Source organism: Micromonospora sp. NPDC005367 (assembly GCF_040606825.1).
Taxonomy (GTDB): domain Bacteria; phylum Actinomycetota; class Actinomycetes; order Mycobacteriales; family Micromonosporaceae; genus Micromonospora.
Window position 1 is genome coordinate 55101 of sequence record NZ_JBEXFP010000016.1, and the last position, 22719, is coordinate 77819.

General features: G+C 69.7%; 23 protein-coding genes and 1 pseudogene. 16 read left to right on the plus strand and 8 right to left on the minus strand.

Annotated features, from left to right (window positions below; all coding sequences use genetic code 11):
* The first annotated feature begins 264 nt into the window (after positions 1–264).
* A complete protein-coding gene (locus ABZS42_RS14015; RefSeq protein WP_355145100.1) occupies positions 265–1446 on the plus strand; it encodes a low temperature requirement protein A in 1182 nt (393 codons plus the stop codon).
* 30 nt (positions 1447–1476) lie between these two features.
* Here ABZS42_RS14015 and ABZS42_RS14020 read toward each other — a convergent pair whose 3' ends face one another.
* Positions 1477–2199 carry a TioE family transcriptional regulator gene (locus ABZS42_RS14020; protein ID WP_355145102.1) on the minus strand — a complete coding sequence of 241 codons (723 nt, stop codon included), beginning with the start codon at positions 2197–2199 and terminating at the stop codon, positions 1477–1479.
* Positions 2200–2261: 62 nt separating this feature from the next.
* On the opposite strand from ABZS42_RS14020, the gene ABZS42_RS14025 reads away from it, so the two are divergent.
* On the plus strand, positions 2262–2759 hold the full coding sequence (locus tag ABZS42_RS14025; RefSeq protein ID WP_355145104.1) for a DUF6194 family protein: 498 nt from the start codon (positions 2262–2264) through the stop codon (positions 2757–2759).
* A gap of 159 nt (positions 2760–2918) precedes the next feature.
* Here the strand turns inward: ABZS42_RS14025 and ABZS42_RS14030 are convergent, their stop codons facing one another.
* Positions 2919–4244, minus strand: a complete 1326-nt coding sequence (locus ABZS42_RS14030) for an AAA domain-containing protein (RefSeq protein WP_355145105.1) — start codon at positions 4242–4244, stop codon at positions 2919–2921.
* A 163-nt stretch (positions 4245–4407) separates the two neighbouring features.
* On the opposite strand from ABZS42_RS14030, the gene ABZS42_RS14035 reads away from it, so the two are divergent.
* Together ABZS42_RS14035 and ABZS42_RS14040 are read left to right on the plus strand one after the other, a co-directional pair.
* Positions 4408–4626, plus strand: a complete 219-nt coding sequence (locus ABZS42_RS14035) for a hypothetical protein (RefSeq protein ID WP_355145107.1) — start codon at positions 4408–4410, stop codon at positions 4624–4626.
* A gap of 82 nt (positions 4627–4708) precedes the next feature.
* Positions 4709–5029, plus strand: coding sequence for a GYD domain-containing protein (locus tag ABZS42_RS14040; RefSeq protein WP_355145109.1), 321 nt, complete (start codon positions 4709–4711; stop codon positions 5027–5029).
* 285 nt (positions 5030–5314) lie between these two features.
* Here the strand turns inward: ABZS42_RS14040 and ABZS42_RS14045 are convergent.
* Positions 5315–5729 (minus strand): annotated as a pseudogene (locus tag ABZS42_RS14045) (phosphodiester glycosidase family protein); the annotation flags it as partial.
* 153 nt (positions 5730–5882) lie between these two features.
* Here ABZS42_RS14045 and ABZS42_RS14050 point away from each other — a divergent pair.
* The 4 genes from ABZS42_RS14050 to ABZS42_RS14065 all read left to right on the plus strand — a co-directional run bounded on the left by ABZS42_RS14050 (position 5883) and on the right by ABZS42_RS14065 (position 10952).
* Positions 5883–6422 (plus strand): SigE family RNA polymerase sigma factor, encoded by a 540-nt coding sequence (locus tag ABZS42_RS14050; RefSeq protein WP_355145110.1) that lies wholly within the window; start codon positions 5883–5885, stop codon positions 6420–6422.
* The gene (locus ABZS42_RS14055) at positions 6409–7584 is read left to right on the plus strand and encodes a hypothetical protein (protein WP_355145111.1); all 1176 of its coding nucleotides are present in this window, start codon (positions 6409–6411) and stop codon (positions 7582–7584) included. Before ABZS42_RS14050 ends, ABZS42_RS14055 begins: the two co-directional genes overlap by 14 nt.
* Positions 7585–7784: 200 nt before the next feature.
* A complete protein-coding gene (locus ABZS42_RS14060) occupies positions 7785–10004 on the plus strand; it encodes a peptidase M6 immune inhibitor A (protein ID WP_355145112.1) in 2220 nt (739 codons plus the stop codon).
* Between the two features lie 117 nt (positions 10005–10121).
* Entirely contained in the window at positions 10122–10952 is an 831-nt protein-coding gene (locus ABZS42_RS14065; protein WP_355145113.1) for an SDR family NAD(P)-dependent oxidoreductase, read from the plus strand.
* A 24-nt stretch (positions 10953–10976) separates the two neighbouring features.
* Here the strand turns inward: ABZS42_RS14065 and ABZS42_RS14070 are convergent, their stop codons facing one another.
* A complete protein-coding gene (locus ABZS42_RS14070; RefSeq protein WP_355145114.1) occupies positions 10977–11372 on the minus strand; it encodes a hypothetical protein in 396 nt (131 codons plus the stop codon).
* 186 nt (positions 11373–11558) lie between these two features.
* On the opposite strand from ABZS42_RS14070, the gene ABZS42_RS14075 reads away from it, so the two are divergent.
* The gene (locus ABZS42_RS14075) at positions 11559–13562 is read left to right on the plus strand and encodes an FG-GAP-like repeat-containing protein (RefSeq protein ID WP_355145115.1); all 2004 of its coding nucleotides are present in this window, start codon (positions 11559–11561) and stop codon (positions 13560–13562) included.
* 9 nt (positions 13563–13571) lie between these two features.
* Here ABZS42_RS14075 and ABZS42_RS14080 read toward each other — a convergent pair whose 3' ends face one another.
* The 3 genes from ABZS42_RS14080 to ABZS42_RS14090 are packed head-to-tail and all read right to left on the minus strand — an operon-like array spanning position 13572 to position 14388.
* Positions 13572–13877: a hypothetical protein gene (locus ABZS42_RS14080; protein ID WP_355145116.1), complete on the minus strand. Its 306-nt coding sequence runs from the start codon at positions 13875–13877 to the stop codon at positions 13572–13574.
* Positions 13874–14137: a DivIVA domain-containing protein gene (locus tag ABZS42_RS14085; RefSeq protein WP_355145118.1), complete on the minus strand. Its 264-nt coding sequence runs from the start codon at positions 14135–14137 to the stop codon at positions 13874–13876. Before ABZS42_RS14085 ends, ABZS42_RS14080 begins: the two co-directional genes overlap by 4 nt.
* A complete protein-coding gene (locus ABZS42_RS14090) occupies positions 14134–14388 on the minus strand; it encodes a hypothetical protein (protein WP_355145120.1) in 255 nt (84 codons plus the stop codon). Before ABZS42_RS14090 ends, ABZS42_RS14085 begins: the two co-directional genes overlap by 4 nt.
* A 257-nt stretch (positions 14389–14645) precedes the next feature.
* Here ABZS42_RS14090 and ABZS42_RS14095 point away from each other — a divergent pair, with 257 nt between their 5' ends.
* The 4 genes from ABZS42_RS14095 (at position 14646) to ABZS42_RS14110 (ending at position 19938) form a co-directional block, all read left to right on the plus strand.
* Positions 14646–15896 carry a helix-turn-helix transcriptional regulator gene (locus ABZS42_RS14095; RefSeq protein WP_355145122.1) on the plus strand — a complete coding sequence of 417 codons (1251 nt, stop codon included), beginning with the start codon at positions 14646–14648 and terminating at the stop codon, positions 15894–15896.
* On the plus strand, positions 15893–16447 hold the full coding sequence (locus ABZS42_RS14100) for a flavoprotein (protein ID WP_355145124.1): 555 nt from the start codon (positions 15893–15895) through the stop codon (positions 16445–16447). Before ABZS42_RS14095 ends, ABZS42_RS14100 begins: the two co-directional genes overlap by 4 nt.
* Before the next feature lie 15 nt (positions 16448–16462).
* The gene (locus ABZS42_RS14105; RefSeq protein ID WP_355145126.1) at positions 16463–16708 is read left to right on the plus strand and encodes a GntR family transcriptional regulator; all 246 of its coding nucleotides are present in this window, start codon (positions 16463–16465) and stop codon (positions 16706–16708) included.
* Positions 16709–16863: 155 nt separating this feature from the next.
* Positions 16864–19938: a DUF3427 domain-containing protein gene (locus ABZS42_RS14110; protein ID WP_355145127.1), complete on the plus strand. Its 3075-nt coding sequence runs from the start codon at positions 16864–16866 to the stop codon at positions 19936–19938.
* 20 nt (positions 19939–19958) lie between these two features.
* Here the strand turns inward: ABZS42_RS14110 and ABZS42_RS14115 are convergent, their stop codons facing one another.
* Positions 19959–20768: an SAM-dependent methyltransferase gene (locus ABZS42_RS14115; protein WP_355145129.1), complete on the minus strand. Its 810-nt coding sequence runs from the start codon at positions 20766–20768 to the stop codon at positions 19959–19961.
* Positions 20769–21389: 621 nt separating this feature from the next.
* On the opposite strand from ABZS42_RS14115, the gene ABZS42_RS14120 reads away from it, so the two are divergent.
* The 3 genes from ABZS42_RS14120 to ABZS42_RS14130 all read left to right on the plus strand — a co-directional run bounded on the left by ABZS42_RS14120 (position 21390) and on the right by ABZS42_RS14130 (position 22685).
* Positions 21390–21656 carry a type II toxin-antitoxin system RelE/ParE family toxin gene (locus ABZS42_RS14120; RefSeq protein ID WP_355145131.1) on the plus strand — a complete coding sequence of 89 codons (267 nt, stop codon included), beginning with the start codon at positions 21390–21392 and terminating at the stop codon, positions 21654–21656.
* Positions 21656–21961, plus strand: a complete 306-nt coding sequence (locus tag ABZS42_RS14125) for a helix-turn-helix transcriptional regulator (protein ID WP_355145133.1) — start codon at positions 21656–21658, stop codon at positions 21959–21961. Before ABZS42_RS14120 ends, ABZS42_RS14125 begins: the two co-directional genes overlap by 1 nt.
* A gap of 271 nt (positions 21962–22232) precedes the next feature.
* Complete coding sequence (locus ABZS42_RS14130; protein WP_355145135.1) at positions 22233–22685, plus strand: macro domain-containing protein; 453 nt, start codon at positions 22233–22235, stop codon at positions 22683–22685.
* The last annotated feature ends 34 nt before the right edge of the window (positions 22686–22719 follow it).

Below are 22719 nucleotides of genomic sequence, written 5' to 3' on the forward strand. Positions count from 1 at the left end.
GGAAGGGTCCTGTTCACGGACGGCGGTGCGGACGCGCTACGGGAGCCCGAGCGCCAAGCTCACCGTACGCCTCACGGCAGGTTCTCGGGCCATCTGGAGGTAGTCAGCCCATATCAGCTGATACGGACAAATCCCCGTGTTCACGGCAGCCCGCATGATACGACCGAAATTGTTGACGCTTTGCCACCCGACTCGGCCGGTTCCCGCCTGCCGTAGGCCGCTCTCCAGTCTCTACGGGACCCGGAGCGAATGGACGGGAAACTGATGACGATCGACCAAGCAGTAGGGCTGGCCTGGAAGGGTGAGGGTCCTCAGCGGGCGACGCTGCTGGAGCTCTTTCTCGACCTGGTGTTCGTCGCCGCGCTCGCGCTGACGTCACGAACCCTGGCGCTGAATCTCAGCTGGGCCGGCGCCTTCCAGACCGTGGTGCTGCTGATGGCGATCTGGTGGGTCTGGTCCGTCACCGCACTGGCGACCGACCTTTACCACGCGCAGCGGCCCCCCATCTTCGTCATGACGCTCTGGGTCATGTTGGGAACGATCCTGATGGCTGGCACGCTGCCCACCGCCTTCTCCGACCAAGCGCTCGTCTTCGCGGGCGCATACGTGGCGATTCAGGTGGGGCGTGGCATCTTCCTGGTCGCCGCCCTGCACGGGCGGACCGCCCGACTGCACGCCAACCGGTTCATCTTCTGGTTCGTGGTGTCCGCGGTGCCGTGGCTCGCCGGTGCGCTCGTGGCAGGCTCGCCGCGGGGCCTGCTGTGGGCCGCGGCGCTCGCCATCGACTACGGGGCGGCCTTGCTCCGTTATCCCACGCCCCGGCTCGGTCGCGTACCGCTGTCCCAGTACAGGGTGGCAGCCGACCACCTGGCGGAGCGCTACCAACAATTCTTCACTCTCACCCTCGGCGATCTCATCCTCCTCACCACCCTGACGTACGCCGAGCACGGGGCGACGGCCGGCCGTACGGCGGCGCTCGTAACCGCGTTCGGCACCACCGTGCTGCTGTGGCAGATCTATGTCCACCGCGCCGGGGCCCTGCTACAAGCCACCATCGAATCCTCCCGGGATCCGGGCGGCTTCGTGCGGTCCGCGCCCAACACCCACCTGATCATGGTGGCCGGCGTGGTCGTCGCCTCCGCAGGTTTCGAAGTCGTCATCGCTCACCCCGCCGAGCGCGCTACGCCCTGGCTGGCCGCCATCATGGTCGGCGGTCCCGCATTGTTCCTGGTCGGACGAGCGCGATTCGAATACGAGGTGTTCAGTCGGGTGTCACCGTCCCGACTGGTCGCGCTGCTGGTACTGGTCGTCACCGGACCCGCCCTGATGCTCGCACCCGCATTGGTGGCCGGCCTGACCGCAACCCTCGTCCTGCTGGGCGTCGCCATCGCGGACGGCATCCGAGCCCGCGGAGGCCCACCCGAGCAACCAGCCCCTTCCCTCTAGCCGGAGGCCGACGACCACGCGACAGAGCCGTCAGTATCCGGACGCCGCCAGGTACTCGCCGAGGCGGGCGGCGGCGACCAGCATGGCTCGACCCCGGGACGTGAGTCGCTGCCGCCACCCGTCGAGGGACGCGGCCAGCGGTTCGGGGCCGTCGGCCGCTCGTACCTGCCGCATGACGGTGGCGATGTGGTCGAGCAGGTAGCCGCCCCGGCGCAGCAGGTGGGCCAGCTCGGCGTCGCGTACGTCGTCGGGGCCGTAGTGGCGTTGCCGGGTGACCCGGTCGCGGGCCGGGGTGAGGATGCCCGCCCGTTCCCACTTGCGCAGCGTCGCCGGGGTCACGCCGAGCCGGTGCGCGAGGGCGCCGACGGGGAGCGGCCGCTCGGGCCGGTCACCGGTCGGCGCGGCGGTGAGCAGGCCGACTGTCGTCTCGACGGCGTCGAGGGTCTCGCGGTCCCGTAGCAGCTGCGCGTGGCCCTGGTCCACGGCGCGCAGCGCGGCGTCGACGTCGCCCCGGTTCGCCGCGCGCATGATCTCGGCGCCGACCGCGTAGCCGTACGCCGGGATGAGCGCCAGGTAGGCGCGGAGCGCGGCGGCGTGCAGTTCGGTGTACGCGCGGTAGCCGGTCGGGCTGCGCCGGGCGGTGGGGATGACGCCGTCGCGTTCGTAGTTGCGTACGGCCTGCGTGGAGATGCCGTGCTCCCGGGCCAGGTCCACCGGCCGGTAGGAGTGTTCTGCGGTTTGAGGGTTAAGCACGCTTCTCCCGGTCGTTCGTCGTGTGAAGTTTCAAAAGCAAGTTCAACGATACGGTTGAGGTTATGACTGTTGAATCACCCGCGGTCGGATCCGGGCCCACCGCCGACGAGATCGCCGATCGGATCCTCGCCCTGCCCGGTGTCGAGCTGCCCGTGGCCACCGAGGAGTCCGGCGCACCGGAGGCGGCGTGGGGCTGGCGCTTCTTCTACGTGGGTGCGGACCGCCGCCGGCCGTTCGCGACCATCGGTGAGCGCGACATGGCGGGCTTCGACGAGGACTCGCGGCTGGACCGTCCCGGCGTCTTCCGGCTCAATCTCGACCTCGGCCGGCGCGAGTTCGAACGCCTCTTCGGCTACCCGCCGGCGGAGTCCGACGACCGGCGGGCGTCGATCGACAGCAGCGTCCTCGACGAGGTGCTGCCCCATCCGGTCTACGGCACCGCCGCCTGGGCGTGCGTGCTCAACCCGGGCCCACGCAGCCTCGCCGAGGTCGAGCGACTGATCGGGTGCGCCCACGACCGGGCGGCCGAGCGCGACCGTCGCACGCATCGCACGCCCTGACCTCCCGGCCGTCGGCGTCGAGTCCTGCGCCCGGCCATCGCCCGCACACCCCGCCTCGGATCGTGTCTGCGAGCCGAACGGAGCGCGCGGTCGCCAACGGCATCGGCATCTTCATCGGCCGTCACTGACCGGACGATCAGGAGAAGCGCGGTCTGCGGTTCAGCCCCGGAGGCCGCGCTCCTTCAGGTAATTGATCATCGAATGGTTCGCCTCCCAGCCGTCCGGGAACCTGACCGGCACGTCGAGGTGCATGGGCTCGGTCGACGGGTGGGCGTCGAGCAGGTCGGCGATGCCGTCACGGGCCACCACGATGCAGGCGTGCCGGTGCCGGGACGCCAGCACGCACAGCCGCCCCGACTCCAGGTGGAACGCGGTGGCGTCGCGCCGACCGGAGAGCGGGTGCAGCACGATCGTCACGTCGTACTCCCGGCCCTGCAGCCGGTTGGCGGTGTCGACGGTGATGCCCTCGCCCGCCGCACCGAGCTGCGCGCGGATGACCGCCGCCTGGTCGCGGTGCGCCGCCCCGACGGCGATCCGGTCGGCGGTCACCGGCGCGCCCGCCGGGTGGTGCTCGGAGACGGCGACCGCGCCACGCTCGAGCAGCCGCACCGCGAGCGCCGCGCACGCCGCGGCGGCCTCCACGTCGGTACGCAGGGTCTGCCGCTCGGGCAGCTCGTACAGCCCCCAACCGGACGCGGCGGCCACCTCGATCGTGGTGTCGACCGCGTCCCCCGGCCCTGCCTTCGTCAGCGACAGCGCCCGGTCGTCGGGGCCGGTGCCGGCGCGGAAGCCGGTGAACGGGTAGAACGCCCGGGCGACCACCGGCGCGGCCGACGACGGCAGCCGCCACGAGACCGGCAGCCGGTGCACCGGCAGCTCGGGGTTGTGTCGCAGCAGCACGGCCACCGCGGACTGCATCGGATCCCAGCTGAGGCCGGTCCAGCGCGCCGTTTCCACAGTGGAGAACGGGTCGAGCTGCCCAGGATCGCCCACGAACAGTGCCCGCTCGAACCTGCCGGCCACCCGCAGCAGGGCGTCCGAACGCATCTGGTATGCCTCGTCCACGATCGCCCACGGCCAGCAGCCCTCGCTGACCGTGGCCCACTTGGCGGCCGTACCGATGATGACGGCCGGGCGGCCGAGGTCCGCGACCTTCGCGGCCACCCGCACCGTCGCGTGCCCCCGCACCCGCTCCGAGGGCTGGTAGTCGGCGGCGGAGAGGCGGCCGATCCGCAGCTCGGGGGCCTTGCGGGCGAGACGGTCGATGAGGTCGTCGACCTGCTCGTTGGTCTGCGCCACGATGATCAGGGTTTCGCCGGCCTCGGCCAGTTCGACCGCGGCCCGGACGACCAGCGTCGACTTCCCGGCGCCGGGCGGCGAGTCGACGACCACACCACGGTGCTCGCCGGAGCGCAGGTCGGCCAGGACCGCCCCGATGACCTGTTCCGCCTCCACCGCGGGCGGCAGCTCCAGCCCAGCCAGCACGTGCCTCACCCCCACTCGCCGCTGCCCGCACCCTACCGGCTACCTGCCGGTGCGGCCCGGTCGAGCCACGGCGTCGGCACCGGTGCGGACGCCGTCGCGGCGGGGCAGCCGTACCAGGCGGAACGGATGGACTAGCCGCCGACGGACCGGGTACGCGCCGGCCATGGGTAGCCACAAGCCGAACAAGCACGATCCTGGCGGCGAGTCGGCGCGCGGCCGACGTCATCCGGGCAGCGGTGCCCGAGGCCGGCAAGGCTCGGAGGTGGAACGCTCGCCGGAGCGCCGGCACCTGCGCGCCGCCACCGGCACCTCCGGCTCGGAACGGGACCACGGGCGGGCCAAGGTCGAAGGCAGCGAACGGGTGCAACGCCAAGGCAGCTGACCGCAGCCGTGGTACGCCGCACGAGCGGTCCGGAGCCGGCGCGCCCGTGCGGCGCACCGACGCGTGGAGAGGTGACGCCGAAATGGCGAAGTTCCTGCTCAAATCGACCTACACCCTTGACGGGATCAAGGGCCTGCTCAAGGACGGCGGCAGCAAACGGGCCGAGGCCGCCATCAAGGCGATCGAAGGACTCGGCGGACGGGTGGAGTCGCTCTGCTTCGGCCTCGGGGCGCACGACACGTACGTGGTGTGCGAGCTGCCCGATCACAAGACCGCGGCCGCACTGGCCATCGCCATCCGGGCGGCCGGGGGCGTCGACACGCGGGTCACCCCGCTGCTGACGCCGCAAGAGGTCGACGAGGCCACCCGCCAGCAGCTCAAGTACCAGCCGCCGGGGGCCTGAGCAGCTGGCCGCCCACCGGCCGCTCGGCGGGAGAACGGTGTGGTGGGTCCCGGCTGGTCGCGGTGGGGACGTCCATCTCATATCCTTCAGAGCTGATGTCGCGAACGCATCAGGGTCTTTTGCACCAGGGTCTTATGCACCAGCCAGCCCCGACATCTGCTGTCGCAAACGATTCAGCTCGAAAGCATCCGAGGTGCTAGCCCTCGCCCCAAGGCTCGACGCAGAACGGCGTGCGGGTGCCGCCGGCGCGATGGCCGGCACCACCCGCACGCTGCTGCTGAGGTGTCAGTGCCCGTTGCGGTAACGGCCGTCGACGTAGACGAACGCGTCACCGACGGCTCGCTCGGCGCCGCTCGGGTGGCTGACCAGGGCACCGTCGACGGCCATCGCGGTGGAGCCGCCGCCGTCGAGGTTGATCGCGTCGGTCATGCCGAGCGCCTGGGCGACGGCGGCCGTCTCGTCCATGGTGGTGCCGACGCTGGTGGTCTGCCGGCCGTCGATGGTGGCGAGCACGATCTTCCCGTCCCGCGTGGTGCCGGCGGATGGTGCGCGGATTGCGGGCGAAGAAACTGTCACCGAGGATCACCGGCGGGTGGTTGATGAACTCCAGTGGCAGGGCGGCCCCGGTCTTCCGGTTCCGTACGCTGCCCGACCAGCTCAGCTTTCCGGTGATGGCCCGGTTGCTGTGCGCGTCGACGACGAAGTTGGCCTCGGCCGGGTCAGGGTTACGCCCGGCGCGACACCGAGGCTGATCGCGGCCAGCGCCGCAGCGGCCGGGCGGGCCCCGGAAGGCGGAGGAGAAAACTTCCTCACACGCGACAACATTTGGCGACACCTGCACCGTCCTACCGGCGTGAAAGCCGAGGACGAGGACCGTTTCCGGGAGTTCGTCGCCGCCCAGCTGCCGGTGCTGCGGAAACTCGCGTACGTCACCTGCGGTGACTGGCACGCGGCAGAGGACGCGGTGGCGAACGCGCTGGCCAAGCTGTACCCGCGGTGGCGGCGACTGGACCGACCCGACCTGTACGTACGGACGATGGTGGTTCGTGCCGCCATCGACGAGAAGCGCCGCCCGTGGCGACGGGAACACCCTGCAGGTGACGCCCTGTCCGAAGTGACCCAGCGTGACGAGATGACGCTGGTCGACGAACGGCTGCGGGTCTGGGCCGCCCTGCGGTCCATCTCGCCAGGGCAGCGCGCCGCCGTGCTCTGCCGGCACTACCTCGGCATGAGCCTGGAGGAGACGGCCGACGCGCTCGGCTGCCACGTCGGCACCGCCAAGAGCCAGACCTCCCGCGGCCTCGCCCGGCTGCGCGAGGTGCTGGGTGCTGAACGGATCGACCTCGACGAGACCATCGAGCCAGAACGGGAGAAGACCGGTGCACGTGCATGAGCTGGTGGAGACGGCGACGTCGGACGCGCCGCCGCCGCGGTACACCGTCGACGACATCGTGGCCGCCGGCCGGACGGTGCAGCGGCGCCGCCGTACGGCGTGGACCATGGCCTCCGCCGCGCTCGCCGTCACCGGCGTGGTCGCGGCGGTCAGCATCGGTCTGCCCGGCACCGCGGCCCGCCCGCCCGCCGGTGAACTGCCCCCCGCGGACACGTCCCTGGCCGCGACGGCCTCGCCGCTCACCCCGGCCGCCACCTGGGACTTCCCCGACGATCCGTTCACCTACGTCTTCCAGCGGTTCGACGCCGGCAAGCTCCACGTGCAGGACCCGATCGTCGTGTCCCGGGCGTACCAGATCGCCGCGTTGCACATCGACGGGCTGGTCACCAACGACCACGCCGTCGACGCCGCGACGATCATGCGGCCGCACGGCGGTGACCGGTCCCTCTACGCCTACCTGACGGTGTACCGTCCGGGCGCCTTCGACCCGCACAGGTTCACCGGGGACCGGCTCACCATCGACGGGCACCAGGCGATCGAGCAGGAAGGACCGTCCTACGGCGAGAACCTGCGTCGGGCGCTCGCCTGGGAGTACACCGACAATGCCTGGGCCGTCGCGGAGGCCTTCGCGGACCCGTCGGATGTCGGCTTCGCCGACCTGCGCGGACTGGTCGGCGGGCTACGGCCCAGCGTGCCCGCACCGGCGCGGGTGCCGTTCAGCGTCGGGTACGTGCCCGCCGGCTACCACGCCGCCGAGATCGGCCAGCACGCCTTCGCCAGCTTGAACGGCATCGCCAGCGCCGGCGACGGCAACTACGGCGGCGCCATCTTCGCCGCCCCGGCCCTGCCCATCACCGGACTCACCGAGCCGTACGGCGGCCCCGAAGGCGACGACCCGCCGGGCAGCTTCCAGATCCTCGTGCTGCCCAACGTCAGGTCCAACCAGTCGCTGAAGGACGGCGAGCAGCCGCCGCCCGAGCCGCGGTGCGGTAACGGCTTCTGCACCTCGTGGACCTCGGACGGCAGGACCACCATCCAGGTGGCCAGCGGCGGCCGGCTCACCGAGGCCGAGATGGTCAGAATCCTGAAGGGGATCAAGCTGGCCGACGTCACCGACGACCGCACCTGGCCGCCGGCCGCCACCGCCCTCCGGGTCGGCTGACCCGGCCGGACCGTCGGCGGACGGACGTCGCCGGTCCCGCGACGGGCTTCCGACCTGGTCCAGCTTTGTGGACAGTGCTGTGGATCATGCGGGCCGATCATTGCGCAGGGCAACCATCCGGCGTACGAACATGAGCGATATTCCGGTGGCGTGCAACGGAGCGTCAGCCACCGAAACTCAGCCAACCCAAAGGGGGGCTCATGGCACGCACCCGGATAGCCGGTGCCGCAGCCATCGCACTCGTCCTACCGCTTCTGGGCGTCCTTCCCGCGTCCGGCGCGGCCGCCGCTCCCGCCCAGCCCGCTGCGAAGAACGACCGGCCCAGCGACGACACCCGCGAACTCGCCCGCAAGACGTACAAGGTCGACGGTCACGAGGTCACGACCCCGAGCCGCTACCAGCCGCGCGCCCAGGCGCGCTCGGCGACCAGGGCCGCGGCGCAGACGCCGACGGTCGGCACGGTCCGCCAGTGGCTCGGGCTCGACGACATCGACGGCACCTACTACCGCAAGGACTACACGCTGCGGGGTGTCGGCGAGAACATCGAGGTCTGGGTCGCCAACGACGTCTCGTTCCCGGCGGACGACTGCCGCAACCAGGTGGCCACGTCGACGCAGATCACCGACGAGCAGGTGCAGAACTTCGTCCACGAGTTCGACACCAACATGTACCCGAAGGAGACGGTGGCGTTCAGCCGGCCGCCGGACCGGGACGGCACCAACGCCCAGGTCGGGCCGGACACCGACGGCAACGGTGGTGACTACACCGGGGCCGGCAACAAGACGGTCACGCTGGTCGACAACGTCCGGGACGACAACTACTACGACTTCCCGGCCGCCCCCACCTACATCGCCGGCTTCTTCTCGGCGCAGCTCAACGAGCTGTTCGACCGCAACGTGATGACCATCGACGCGTACGACTGGTTGCACCGCACCGGGGCGAACCCGCCGAACGAGCCGACCGACGACCTGTGCACCAGCCGCCCGGCCCGGCCGTTCAGCTACGAGGGCACCTTCGCCCACGAGTGGCAGCACCTGGCGCAGTACTACACCGACCCGTTCGAGGGCGTCTGGCTCAACGAGGGCATGTCCGACTTCGCCCAGACGCTCACCGGGTACGTCGACACCAAGGCGACCGTGTTCGACCCGGGCGCCGACGGTCACCTCTTCTGCTACCAGGGCTTCGGCACCGTGCAGACGCCGTACAACGTGAACCCGCGCGACTGCGGCGGCCCGGAGAACTCGCTGAACCTGTGGGACGAGAGCCCCAACGCGAACGCGGTGCTGGCCGACTACGGCAACGCCTACGCGTTCATCCAGTTCCTCTACGACCGGTACGGCAACGACATCGTCCACCGCCTGCACAACGACGGTGACCGGCAGGGCCTGGCGAGCCTGAAGGAGGCGCTGAAGGCCGAGGGCGCCAACGACATGTACCAGGTCATCCACGACTACCAGACGATGACGCTGGTCGACAAGATCGTCGGGGATTCCAACCGCGGAACCATGCTCGGCGTGCCGAAGAGCCGGGTGACCAGCGAGAGCCTGCGTTCCACGGTCAACCTGGACAACCCGGCCGCGTACGCCACCCCGGGCGCGGCCCCGAACGGCGCCGACTACGTGCCGCTGCAGAACTCCAACGGCAAGCTGCTGCGCGGAAGTGACCTGAAGTCGCTGTCGTTCCAGGGCAGCAAGACCCTGCCGGCGCAGCCGCAGGCCTGGACCGTGGTGACCGACGACCCGGACCGCGCGGGCAACCCGGTGCTGTTCTCCGGCAACGGCAACAACACCGACGCGGGTGCAGTCACCGAGGTCACCGTGCCGACGACCGACCCGACGCTGCGTTTCGTCGCCAAGTACGGCGCGGAGCTCGGCTTCGACTACGGCTACGTCACCGTGTCCACCGACGGTGGTGCCACCTACACCGTCATCCCCGGTGACAAGACCGTCGACGGGCCGCTCGGCCCGGGCGTCAACGGCACCACCAACGGGTTCGAGGCGCACAGCTACGACCTGTCCGCGTACGCCGGCAAGCCGATCCTGCTCGGCTTCCGGTACGTCAGCGACGGCGGCGTCAACGAGGGCGGCTGGCTGGTCGACGACATCACCGTCGGCGGCACCACGGTCAGCGACGGCAGCAGTCTGGCTCCGTTCGACTCGCCCACCGAGATCAAGCCGGTCGCCGTCGACAACTGGAACCTGCGCCTCATCGGAATCGACGAGAAGCACTCACTTGCCTCCCAGTTCGAGTTCGACGGCACGTCCGACCTCACCCTCAACCGGCCGCAGCTGGCGAAGCTGAGCAGGTTCCCGAAGGTCGTCGCCGTGGTCGCCTACGACGAGCCGACCGAGCAGGTCACCCAGTACGCGCCGTACACCCTGAAGGTCAACGGCGTCGTCCAGCCGGGCGGCGCCGCCTGATCTGAGCTGTTCGCGCCCAGGGCGCCTGTCACCGATCCGGTGGCAGGCGCCCTGTTCGATCTCCTACGATGAGCCGTCGTCTCATCGGTGAGGATGGATTCCGTGAACGATCGGCCCATGGCAGGTAGGACCGTCGTGATCACCGGGGCCAGCGCGGGCCTCGGCGCCGAGGCGGCCCGCCGGCTGGCCCGGCTGGGCGCGACCGTGGCGGTGGTCGGCCGGTCACCGGAGAAGACCACCGCCGTCGCCCGCGAAATCGGCGCCGAGCCCCTGGTCGCCGATTTCGCCCGGCTGACCGACGTACGCGAGCTCGCCGACACCCTCCTGGACCGCTACCCCCGCATCGACGTCCTCGCAAACAACGCCGGTGTCGTGCTGACCAGGCGCAGCCGCACCGAGGACGGCCACGACACGATGTTCCAGGTCAACTACCTGGCCCCGTTCCTGCTCACCAACCTGCTGCTGGACCGGCTCACCACCGCCGGACCGGCCCGGGTCATCGCCACCTCCAGCAAGGCCAACCGGTCCGCCGGCATCGACCTCGACGACCTGGAAGGCGCGCGCCAGCGATCCGAGATGCTCCGGTATGGGATCACGAAACTGCAGAACATCATGTTCACCCGCGAGCTGGCCCGCCGTACGCGGGGCACCGGGCTGACCGCGACGGCGTTCCACCCGGGCGTGGTGCCCGGCACCGAACTCAACCGGAGCAGCCCGCTGATCGCCGCGCTGTCCCGGTACCGCCTACTTGGCCCGGTGGCCACCGTCGAGGAGGGAGCCGCGCCGCTGGTACACCTGGCCACGATGCCGGACCCGGAGACGGCCAACGGCGACTACTACCACGGCCTCGAGCCCAACGGCCCGGTCCACCCGCACGCCGAGGACGACCAGTTGGCGGCCCACCTGTGGGACCGCACGGCAGAACTGCTCGGCCTACGAACCACGTGAGGCAACCGGGCCGGTTGCGCCCGGTCAGGCGAGCCGGCGGGGCTTGGGGACCTGCCGGTTGAAACACGGCATGAGGGCCAGGACCAGCGCGTCCTTCGTACCCTCCGGGTTGTCGGTCTCCTGCCAGCGGACCTCGCGCCGGCCCAGCCAGCCGGCGATGTCCTCGGCCGTCGCCGCCCGGTCCGGGGTGTCGAGGAGCTGACCGACCTGCTCGTGCAGCACCGACGAATCCCGGCTGCCCGTCAGGTGCTGCCGCAGCCGCCGGCGCAGGTTCGCTGTCCAGCCGACGTAGACGACGGTGCCCCCGTCGAGGACCACGTGCACGCCGCGCGCCGCCGGGGCGCTGGCGGCGGAAGCTGCGGTGTACGGCTGCGCGGGCGTGAAACCGGTCAACAGGTCGTCGATCAATGCGGCGGGCATCCCCGGAGGCTACTACTCCGCCGTCCCGCACGGCCCGCCGTGCTCGGCGCGCCGCCGGCAACGGCCGCCGCCGTCGAGCCGGACGTCACGCCAGAGGCTTGATCCGCCCGGCGGTCTATGTGACGCGGTACGACGGCGAGACGCCGTACTCACGGAATGATCATCACGGGGACCGGAGGACGCCCGATGGCGCACACACCCACCCGCTTACGACGGCTCGGCATCGCCCTGGTGGCGGCGCTCGTCGCGGTGACCCAACTGACCGCGGCGCCCGCCCAGGCCGGGCCGGCGATCTCCCCACCGCCGGCGACCAGCGCGACGGCACTTTCGTCCGCCCAGATCCGGGTGAACTGGCAGGCGGCGCCGCGGGCCTCCGCCTACCGGGTATCGCGCTCGACCGGGTCGAGTGGCCCGTACACCCAGGTCGGCAGCAGCACCGGCCTGGAATTCCTCGACTCCGGGCTCGCCCCGGCCACCACCTACTACTACGTGGTGCAGGCCGAGTACCGGAACAAGCTCTCCGGCCAGTCACCCCAGGCCAGCGCCACCACCCTGCCGGTGCTGGCGGCACCGAGCGGCCTGCGGCTCACCGGCACCCCATCCACGATGGAGCTGACCTGGGCGGCGGTTCCCGGCGCGGCCCGCTACGAGGTGTACCGGCACCACCCGATCGACGGGGACAGCCTGATCGCCACGACCACCGAGCCGTCTTTCCGCGAGACCGGACGCTCGGACGGCTACTACTACCAGTACAAGGTGCGCGCCCTGGCCGCGAACGGCGCGGCCGGCCCGTTCGCGTCCGGGGCCGCGTACACCGGCCTGGCGAGCACCACCACGATCGCCGTCGACCCGACCCGCTCCGAGCAGGGCCAGTTGGTGGCGCTGTCCGCGCGGGTCCGCACCGCGGACGGGTCCGAGCCGTGGGGCAAGGTGGTTTTCGTCGCCGGCGGCGAGGTCGTCGGCCAGGCCACCCTCTGGCACGGGTACGCCGCGACGGTGATCACCCCGACGGCCAGCTCGGTGACCTACTACGCCCGCTTCGAGGGCTACGGCACCAATCCGAACAACGGTGGCAGCTCCTCGGCTGACCTGCCGTTGCAGGTCGACCCGGCGTACGGCGAGGTGTCCTTCGGCCCGTCCGAGGCGGCCCGGGCGGGCTCGACCGAAACGGCCATCGCCGCCGGCGACCTCACCGGCGACGGGCTCACCGACGTGGTGCTCACCACCGGGACCGAGGCCGACGCCGGGGACCTCAACCACTCGGCGTTCCTCTACGTCCAGCTGCCGGAGCACCGGCTCGCCGCGCCCGTCCGCTACGCCACGTCGGTGCCGACCGGCGGCAGCATGGTCCCGGTCATCGCCGACATCGACGGCGACGGCCGCAACGAGCTGCTGGTCGCCTCCGGCGACGGGCTGGACGTGTACCGGCAGTCCGCCGGCGGGCTCGCCGCACCGGTGGCGCTGCCGTTCGGCGCGGCCCTCGGCGACGTACACGTCATCGACCTCGACCAGGACGGCAAGCTGGACCTGGTGGCGACCACCAACGAGTCGGTGCTCGTGCGCTACGGCACCGGGACGGGCGAGTTCGCCGCGCCGGTTGCCGTGACCACGCCGCTTTCCGGTCCGGTCCTGGGAGTCGCCGACGTGACCGGCGGTCCCGGCCTGGACCTGGTACGCCTCGACGGCCGGAAGGTCATCGTCGTGGAGCAGACCTCCGCGCGCACCTTCGCCGCTCCGGCCGGCATTCCCGTGCCGGAGGGGCAGGAGATCGACGCGCACTCGTTCGCGGCCGGCGACGTCACCGGCGACGGCCGGGCCGACGTGGTTGTCACCGTCACCGGCAACATGCCCGACCCGCGGATCTCCGTGCTGACGCACGACGCCTCCGGGGCGCTCGGCGCATGGCAGGTCTACGTCGCGTCCGACATGCCCGAGCCGGTCGTCCTCGAAGACATGGACGGCGACTCGCGGCTGGACGTGGTGGTCGCCCACGGCGGCTGGTACCAGGTGGGCGTCATGCTCCAGCGCCCCGACGGCCGCCTGGGCCGGGAGCAGCAGGGCTACAACGCCTACTACGCCTCCCACTACGAGCACCGCGGTCTGGCGGTCGGCGACATCAACGGCGACGGCCACAAGGACGTGCTGCTGGCCGACTACAACAACGGTCTCGTGGTGGTCCCCGGCGCGTAGCGGAACACGTCAGACGACGGGTGGTGCCTCCTCGGTGCCACCCGTCGCTGCTATCGGGGGCAGCTCTTCGTCGGCGAGGCCGCACGGCCCGGCGTGCCCGTCGCGCCGCCGGCAGCGGCCGGCACCGTCGAGCCGGGCGTCACACCACACTCGGGTACGCAGGAACTGGCTGTCCTCCTCGCTGAGCGTGGTCTCGCCGAAGTCGATGGCTGTGACGTGCCCGAGCGAGTCGCGCAGAGCCATCGCAAGGATCGCTGCGCCGTCGACGCTGGTCAGCGCGGTCGGCAGGTGAATGATCCAGCGGGAGGCGGTCATCTCGGCCACCTTCCGTTGGCCGCACCCGGCTGCCGATGGCGGCAGTCGCTGTGACGCGACTGCCACTGCCGTAGAGCCTGGCGGATGCGTTCGGCCTCCGTGTTCGCCGTGGTCAGCTCGCGACGCAGGCGCTCCAGCTCGTCAGCGACCCGGTCGAGATAGTCGTGCACCTGGGATGGGTCGAGCCCTCGGCAGCGGCGGTCGAACGACGCCATCCTGATGTGCGGCGGTTGGAGACGCTGGCCGGTCACGTAGATCACGGCAGTGGTGCTTCCTGCTCGGCGATCAGCGAACGAACCTGCCGGTCGGTGCGGCCACGACTGTCGATCACGCGGCGGCCCCAGCGGTACAACCGGCACGGGTGCGGGGCGCCGTCGTTACGGCAGCGCGGTCCGTCCGGCCACTGCTCGGCGGCATGCACGGTGACCGCCTTGATTGCGAAGCCGACGTCTTCGGCGGTCACGTAGGGCGGCAGGGGAAGCTCACCGAGGATCTCGTCGATCGAGTCCATGGCGTTCCTTTCCATGGTCGAGGGCACCGGTCGCTGGGGTGAAACGCCGAGGCGGGCGGGAGCGCCCGATACGACCGCGCGTCCGTACCGAACGGAGCCGGCACCCGCCCCAGGGCCTTGTCTTCCCACTCTGAGACCGACAGTGAGCAGGAACTACAGCGCTCGTGGCGCTCAAGTGAGGCAAAACTGAGGCACCGCCTGTCACGCGCTGGACGACGCACAGTCACTAGAGTGGCGTCGTCCGGAAGGAGAACCGCGTGGCTCTCAAGCGATACCGGCTCGTGCAGCGGCGCAAGATGCTCGGTTTCAGCCAGGAGCGACTGGCCGAAATCCTCGGCGTGGAACGCTCCACGGTCGTGCGGTGGGAACGGGCCGAGAACGACCCCCAGCCCTGGCATCGGATCCGGATCGCCGAAACCCTGCAGGTGCCCCTGGACCGACTCCAGGAGATCCTTGATGATGTCTCCGTCGCGACGCCCCGAGGAAGCATCATGGGAGACAACACCAGCCACAGTCAGCCCGTAATCCGCGCCGACCTGCTCGCCGGCCTGCGTGCGTTCCTCACGCGCTACCTACCGACTGAGAACGCCGGAAGCGTGCGCGCCTCCCTGCCGGAAGTACGGCGGGCCGTTGCCCGGGTACACGGGCTGTATCAGCGTGCCAGCTACGTGCCCGCCTCGCGGTACATCCCTGACGTCCTCCGCGCCGCGACCGAGCTGACCCAGTCCGGAGCTGGCACACACCGCGCGACCGCCTTCAAACTCCTCGCCGCGGGATACGTCGCGGCGTCGAAAATCGCCTGCAAGGTCGGTGACGGCGAGACGGCGCTGCTCACCGCCGACCGGGCCGGCACGTCGGCGCAGTTCGCCGGCGAGCAGGCCCTGGCGGCGGTAGCCGCGTACCAGACGGCCTGCGCCCTGCTCCGGCTACCGGACCGGCTCGACGAGGCTGAGGCGGTGACCGATGCGAGCATCGAACACCTGGCGCGATTGCGTTCATCACCGAGCCTGGACCTCATCTCCGCGCGAGGCGCGCTCCTGCTCCTCGCCGCCATCATCGCGGCACGACGGGGTGATGTGAGAACTGCTGGCCGTCACCTCGGACAGGCGCAGACGGTCGCCGCGGACCTCGGATCCGACCAGAACCGGCTGTGGACCGGATTCGGCCCGACCAACGTCGCCATCCACACGGTGTCCGCGGCGTTGACCGCCGGAAATGCCGAACGCGCCATCGAAATCGGAGCCCAGTTGGACACGTCGCGGCTGCCGGTTGCCCTGGTCGGCCGGCGGGCACAAGTACACCTCGACCTGGCGCAGGCGAGCGCGATCGGCAGTGACGGCAGCTCGCTCGCCGTTCTGCACCTCCTGGAGGCTGAACGAGTCGCACCCGAAGTGCTCGGCGCCAACGTCCAGGCACGATCGCTGCTGCTCAACCTGCTCTCGAAGGAACGCCGCTCCACGACGCCCGGCCTCCGACCGATGGCGGTACGCGCCGGACTGCTCGCATGACTGACAAGAAGGTCCTGTACCTCGTCGTCTGCGCCGCGCCGCCGGCACTCCAGATCGGCGAACTCATCGAACTGCTGATGACGGACGGCTGGACCGTTTGCGTGATCGCGACGCCGACCGCAGCGACCTGGATCGACAGGGACGCGCTAGCCGAACAGACCGGTTACCCGGTCCGCTCGGAATGGCGGCGGCCGGGTGAGCCGGACGTGTTGCCCAAGGCGGACGTTGTGGTGGTCGCCCCAGCCACCTTCAACACCATCAACAAGTGGGCGCTCGGCATCAGCGACAACCTCGCCCTCGGCATCCTCAACGACGCGCTCGGCCTACTTCTCCCCATCTTCGTCCTGCCGTATGCAAAGCCAGCCCTGACCGCCCACCCTGCGTTCGTCCGCAGCACCGAGCTGCTCCAGGAGAGCCGAGTGGCGGTGGTCCGAGCCGGCGATTCTCAGGGGCCCGATCACGAGCGGACTTCCTGGTTCAGCCTTTTGGAGACGATGCGACGCGGTGTGAGCAGCCGCCGGACCCCGGCACCCGCCCCGGGCCTGTCTTAGCTGGGAGTCCTTCGCATGCCCAGACGACAGTTCGAACCGCACTACCGACGGATCATCGCCGACATCCGAGGGCGCATCGCCTCGGGCGAATGGCCACCCGGCCACAAGCTGCCGTCGACCAAGGCGCTGGCCGAGATGTACGAGGTCGGCAGCGCGACAACGGTGCGCCAAGCCATCACGATCCTCATCGAGACCGGCGAACTGTACGGCCATCAAGGGCTCGGGGTCTTCGTAACAGAACGACCTCAGGGCAAATCATAGATATGTACGCCTTTGTCCTCCGACCGGAAGCGGCTTGACCAGTCGCAGTCCCTAGCCGGCGCCGCACGCTTCTCAGTGCTGCTGCCCCGGCGCCGCTAACGAATCGCATGCGGCCGGGGCCGCAAACCAGGCTTCAGAACGGCTAGGTTGCTGGAATGACGGATCTTGAGCGGGGCGTCTACGAGAACCTCATCACGCGTGAGCTGGCCGACCGCCTCCAGCATGTCGACCCCGCCCTGGTCCAACGCAACAAGCTCGATCCCGCCGACGTGCACCAGGCCCTCGCCCGTCACATCGCCGCCATGGCCGCCCGCGCCCTGCAAGCCGTTCCGGCCGGAGACGACAAGCTCCAACGCCAGGTCGTCCTCGCCAACCGCATAGCGGACGCAATCGCCATCCTCAGCCCGCAAGCCGCCAGCGCACACGACCAGGTGACCGACGCCAAGCATCTGCTGCACGCCATCGCCGCGCCGCCGACCCCGCCTGCGCAGCCCATGTTCCCGCCGCGTCCAACGACTCCGCTCGCCAGCGGCGCTCTCCTCGTGAACGGTAAACACCAGCCGCGGATTGGCCACGAGGTCACCTACGAGATGGCCTCCGCCGACTCCGTCGACCTGCTCTGTGCATTCATCAAGTGGCACGGCCTGCGCCTCATTGAGCCCGCCATCCGGGAGCTGACCGCTCGCGGCGGCCGCCTCCGCGTCATCACCACCACGTACCTGGGCGCGACCGACCAACGCGCCCTGGACCGGCTCGCCGAGTTGGGGGCCGACATCAAGGTCTCCTACGAGACCAGGACCACCCGCCTACACGCGAAGGCGTGGCTGTTCCGCCGCAACAACGGCATGACCACCGCCTACGTCGGCTCGTCGAACCTGTCGAAGGCAGCACTGGTCGACGGCGTGGAGTGGAATGTGCGGATCTCGAACGTCGAGCAGCCGCACGTCATAGACACATTCACCGCCACCTTCGAGGACTACTGGAACGACCCTGCGTTCGAGGCGTACGACCCGATGCAGGATGCCGCACGGCTGGGGCACGCGCTGCGGGGTGAGCGAAGCGACGAGCCACCGACCGAGATCGCCAACCTGGACGTGCGGCCCTACCCGTATCAGGCGGAGGTGCTCTCCGACCTGGATGCAGAGCGGCAGGTACACGGCCGGTGGCGCAACCTGGTCGTCATGGCGACAGGCACCGGCAAGACGGTGATCGCGGCGTTGGACTATCGCCGGTTGGTTCGTAACAAGACCGTCGACTCGCTGCTGTTCATCGCCCATCAGGAGCAGATTCTCCGGCAGAGCCGGTCGACGTTCCGGCACGTGATGGGCGACGGCAGCTTCGGCGAAACGCTGGTCGCCGGAGACAAGCCGACAAAGTGGCGGCACGTGTTCGCGTCGATCCAATCTCTGCACCGCCGTGAGATCGACCCCGAGCACTTCGACATGGTGATCGTGGACGAGTTCCACCACGCCGAGGCACCCACGTACGCGCGGTTGTTGGAGCGGCTGCGACCCCGCGTACTCCTGGGGCTGACCGCGACCCCCGATCGGCCCGACGGTGGCGACGTACGTCGGTGGTTCGACGGCCGCGCGGCCGTGGAGTTGCACCTGCGGGAAGCGCTGGACCGCCAGTTGCTGGCGCCGTTCCACTACTTCGGCCTACACGATGACGTGGACCTCTCACAGGTGACGTGGAAACGCGGGCAGGGCTACGACCGGTCGGAGTTGGAGGGCCTCTACACCGGCAACCAGGCGCGGGCTCGGGTGGTGCTGCGGACCGCTCAGAAGCTCGTCGACGTGGGGCGGATGCGGGCGCTCGGATTCTGCGTGAGCATCGGACACGCCGAGTTCATGGCGGAATGGTTCACGCGTCACGGCGTGCCGTCGGCAGCAGTCACCTCGGAGGTCAACCGTCCGGAGCAGCACAACCTCATTCGGGACTTCAAAGCCGGCAAGCTGCGTGCGCTCTTCACCGTCGACCTGTTTAACGAGGGCGTCGACCTACCGATGGTCGACACGATTTTCCTGCTGCGGCCCACCGAGAGCGCCACCATCTTCCTTCAGCAGCTTGGCCGTGGCCTGCGCCTGGACGACGACAAACCCTGCCTCACTGTCCTCGACTTCATCGGCGGGCAACATGCCAACTTCCGGTTTGACCTCCGTTGGCGGGCCCTGACCGGGGTCAGCCGCCGAGAGGTGCACGACGCGGTCGAGCAGGACTTCCCGACCTTGCCGAGCGGGTGCCACATCGAGCTGGATCGGGTGGCCAAAGACATCGTGCTCCGAAATCTGGAGCGGGCCGTGCCGTCCTCGAAGAACAGCCTGGTGGCCGAACTCCGCCAGCTCGGGAACGTGACGCTCGCGGAGTTCCTGCGGGAAACCGGTGTTGAAATTGAGGATGTCTACCGGTCAGCAACGCTCGGCGGCTGGACCGGGCTGCGACGGCTCGCGAGCCTGGACACGTCAACGCCGGCGCCGGACGACCGCGAGCTGGGCCGGGCAATCGGCCGGATGCTCCACACGGACGACCTCGACCGGCTGGAGTTGTGGGAGCAGGCAACGGCTCGCGGGTCAGTGCCGACGGGGCGGCTCTTGGACATGCTGCATTTCAGCCTCTGGGGGCCGAACGTGCCTCTCGCCGAACAGCGTGTCCGGCTGAACCAGCTCCGCCAGGACGCCGCCCACTGCGACGAACTGCGCCAGGTCGCCGAGGTGCTGCGGGAACGGATCCACCGGGTCACCGAGCCGATCGGGCTGGGCAAGGTGCCGCTGCGGGTGCACGCCCGGTACACCCGCAACGAAGCCTGCGCCGCCTTCGGCATGCCGAACCCGGGATCGCTTCGGGAGGGCGTGAAGTGGCTGCCGAACGAACAGGCCGACCTCTTCTTCGTCACGCTGGTGAAGTCTGAGCAGCACTACTCCCCCACAACGATGTACGCCGACCGGGCCATCACCGAAACGCTCTTCCAGTGGGATTCGCAGAGCACGACGTCATCCGCCTCAGCGACTGGTCAGCGGTACATCAACCACGAGAAGCTCGGGTCGACGGTGCACCTGTTCGTTCGAGAGACGAAGGTGGCCGACGGCAACCTCGGTGCCCCGCCCTACACGTACGCCGGACTGATGACATACGAGTCGCACACCGGCGACCGCCCGATGCGCGTCCTGTGGCGGTTGCAGCATGCGCTGCCCGCCGACATGTACACCGCCGCCCGAGCGATCGCAGCCTGACCCGACGCCCAGCAGACCCGTCAGGGCTTGCGGCCGACGGCGGCGTATCCGTCGACCAGGGCAGGGGTGCCCTCGCCCTCGGGGCGCCACTGGGTGAACGGCACCAGGCCGGGCTCGACCAACTCCAACCCGTCGAAGAATCGGGCGATCTGCTCCGGGCTGCGCAGGTGGTACGGCATGGCGCCGCTCTCGTTGTACTGCCGGTGCGACTCGACGACCGCTTCGCTGGTGTCGGTGCCGTCGGACATGGCGAGGTAGCTGCCGGAGGGTACGGCGGCGAGCAGCGTACGGATGATGGCGGCGACCTGGTCGTCGTCGCCGATGTGGCCCATGACGCCGAACAGCAGGACGGCGACGGGCTGCGTGAAGTCGAGGTGCTCGGCGGCTTGGCGCAGCACCGCGTCGGGGTCGCGGAGGTCGGCGTGCAGATACTTCGTCAGGCCCTCGGGTGCGCCGACGAGCAGTGCACGGGCGTGGGCGAGCACCATCGGGTCGTTGTCGACGTAGACGATGCGGCTCTCCGGTCGGACCCGCTGCGCCACCTGGTGGGTGTTGTCCGCGGTGGGTAGGCCCGTGCCGAGGTCGAGGAACTGCCGAATGCCGGCCTCGCCGGCGAGGAAGCGTACGGCGCGGGTCAGGAACGCCCGCGACTGCCGGGCGGTCTCGACCATCGCCGGGAAGATGGCGCGGACCTGCTCGCCGGCGGCGCGGTCGGCTTCGAAGTTGTCCTTGCCGCCCAGCCAGTAGTTCCAGATGCGCGCGGAGTGCGGCACGCTGGTGTCGATCGTCGTGATCTGGTCGGTGACGGCGGACGGGGCGGTGTCTGCCACGAGGTTGCCTCCCGGCGGGATCGGGACCGTGCACAACGGACAGACCATGCTCGCACAACCCACACGATCGCCGTGGCCCCTAGTCCGCCGCGACGCCCAGCTGCGGCTTGGCTGCCACGAACCGGTTCGTCGTCGGTGCAGGGCAGGCAAGAGCATGTCGACCCGGCTGATAGTCACAGCCGTGTGATCGCGGCTCGGCATGGCATCCTTTCGGGCTTGCCCGGCTACCACCCGCAGCCGCGCTTCATCGGCAGTTGATGTTGTATCGGCACCAGCGGCGCAGGCAGCAACCCGGCGAGCGGGAAATGCTAGTCAGCGCGATCGCCAACTGGCGGTGGGGCGCCAGTGTGCCGGTGGCGGGAGGGTTTGCCCGGCGCCAGACCCTCCCCGGCCAGATGACCGAGGCGCAGTGCATGACGTCGGGCACCGGGACCAGGCGTGGAGCGTCCGAGATGCGCTCGCCAAGATGCCGAACGACATAACGCAGGAGTAATGTTGTGCGTTATAGTGGCCGCATGAGCAGCTGGGAAGTCAACCTCACTGAAGAGGGTTGAAGACTGGCTGCTCGAACTTTCCAAGAACGATCCTGACTCTGCTGACCAGGTAGCCGCTGCTATCGACATGCTAGAGGCGGAGGGCCCGGCGCTGGGTCGACCGCTCGTCGACCAGGTCAAGGGATCCACCTACCGCAACATGAAGGAACTCCGGCCAGGATCGGCGGGAACGAGCGAGATCCGAGTCCTGTTTGCCTTCGATCTCCAGCGGGAAGCCATCCTTCTGGTCGCTGGAGACAAATCGGGCAACTGGAGAGGCTGGTACGAGACGAGCATCCTCGCCGCAGACCAGAAGTTCGCCGAACACCTGCGAGAGCTGAAGGGAAGGCAGTGATGGCGCGTAACTGGCGGGACGTCCGCTCCCGCATGAACCTCGACGAAGACAAGATCGCGCAGATCAAGGAGCGCATGGTCGCCGAGCAGCGCGGCGCACGCCTGCGGGAGCTTCGCGAGGGGCGCGGCATGACGCAGCAGCAGGTCGCCGACCGGATGCAGGTCACACAACCCCGCGTCGCCGCGATCGAGAACGGCGAACTACCACGCACCGAGGTCGGGACCGTGCAGCGCTACATTGAGGCGCTGGATGGCCGAGCCGACTTCGTGGCCGTGTTCGACGGTGAGAGGCTCGCACTGAGCTGACCTTCAACCACACGGCCCGCCGCTTTGTAAAGCCAAACGCCCCGCCTCACCGAGCCGCTCCGGCTGGTGGGACGGGGCGCGCGCTTTCGTCATGTCTGCCGACGCCGATTCGAAGGTCTGTGCCGCCGGCCGAGCCAAGATGGCCGCGGCCGACCAATCGGCGAGCACGGATGGCAGTCAACACAAGCAGCGCCGAACCATCTACTCAAACCCGGTTCGTCGTCGCGGCCGAGGGCAAGAGCATGTCGGACCCGGCTGATAGCACGAGCGTGTGATCACGATTCGGCATGGGAACCTGCTCGACGCGGACGCCGAGGCTCTCGTAAACGCCGTCAACACCGTCGGGGTGATGGGCAAGGGCATCGCACTGGCGTTCAAGCAGGCTTACCCCGCGAACTACGCGGCCTACCGCGCCGCGTGCGCTTCCGGCGTCGTCCGCCTCGGGCAGATGTTCGTGTACGACTCGGGTGTACCCGGCGGGCACCGCTACGTGATCAACTTCCCGACGAAGCGCCACTGGCGCTCCCCGTCGCGGCTGGCTGACGTCGCCGCCGGGCTTCCCGATCTGGTACGCGTCCTCCGCGAGCACCGCATCACCTCGGTGGCGGTGCCGGCACTGGGCTGCGGCAACGGCAGCTTCGACTGGGCCGACATCCGACCCCTCATCGAGGCCGCGCTCGTCGACTTACCCGAGGTGCGAGTACTCCTGTATCCGCCGCCCTGAGACCTGGCGACGAGAAGCGGGGCCGGCCCTTTCC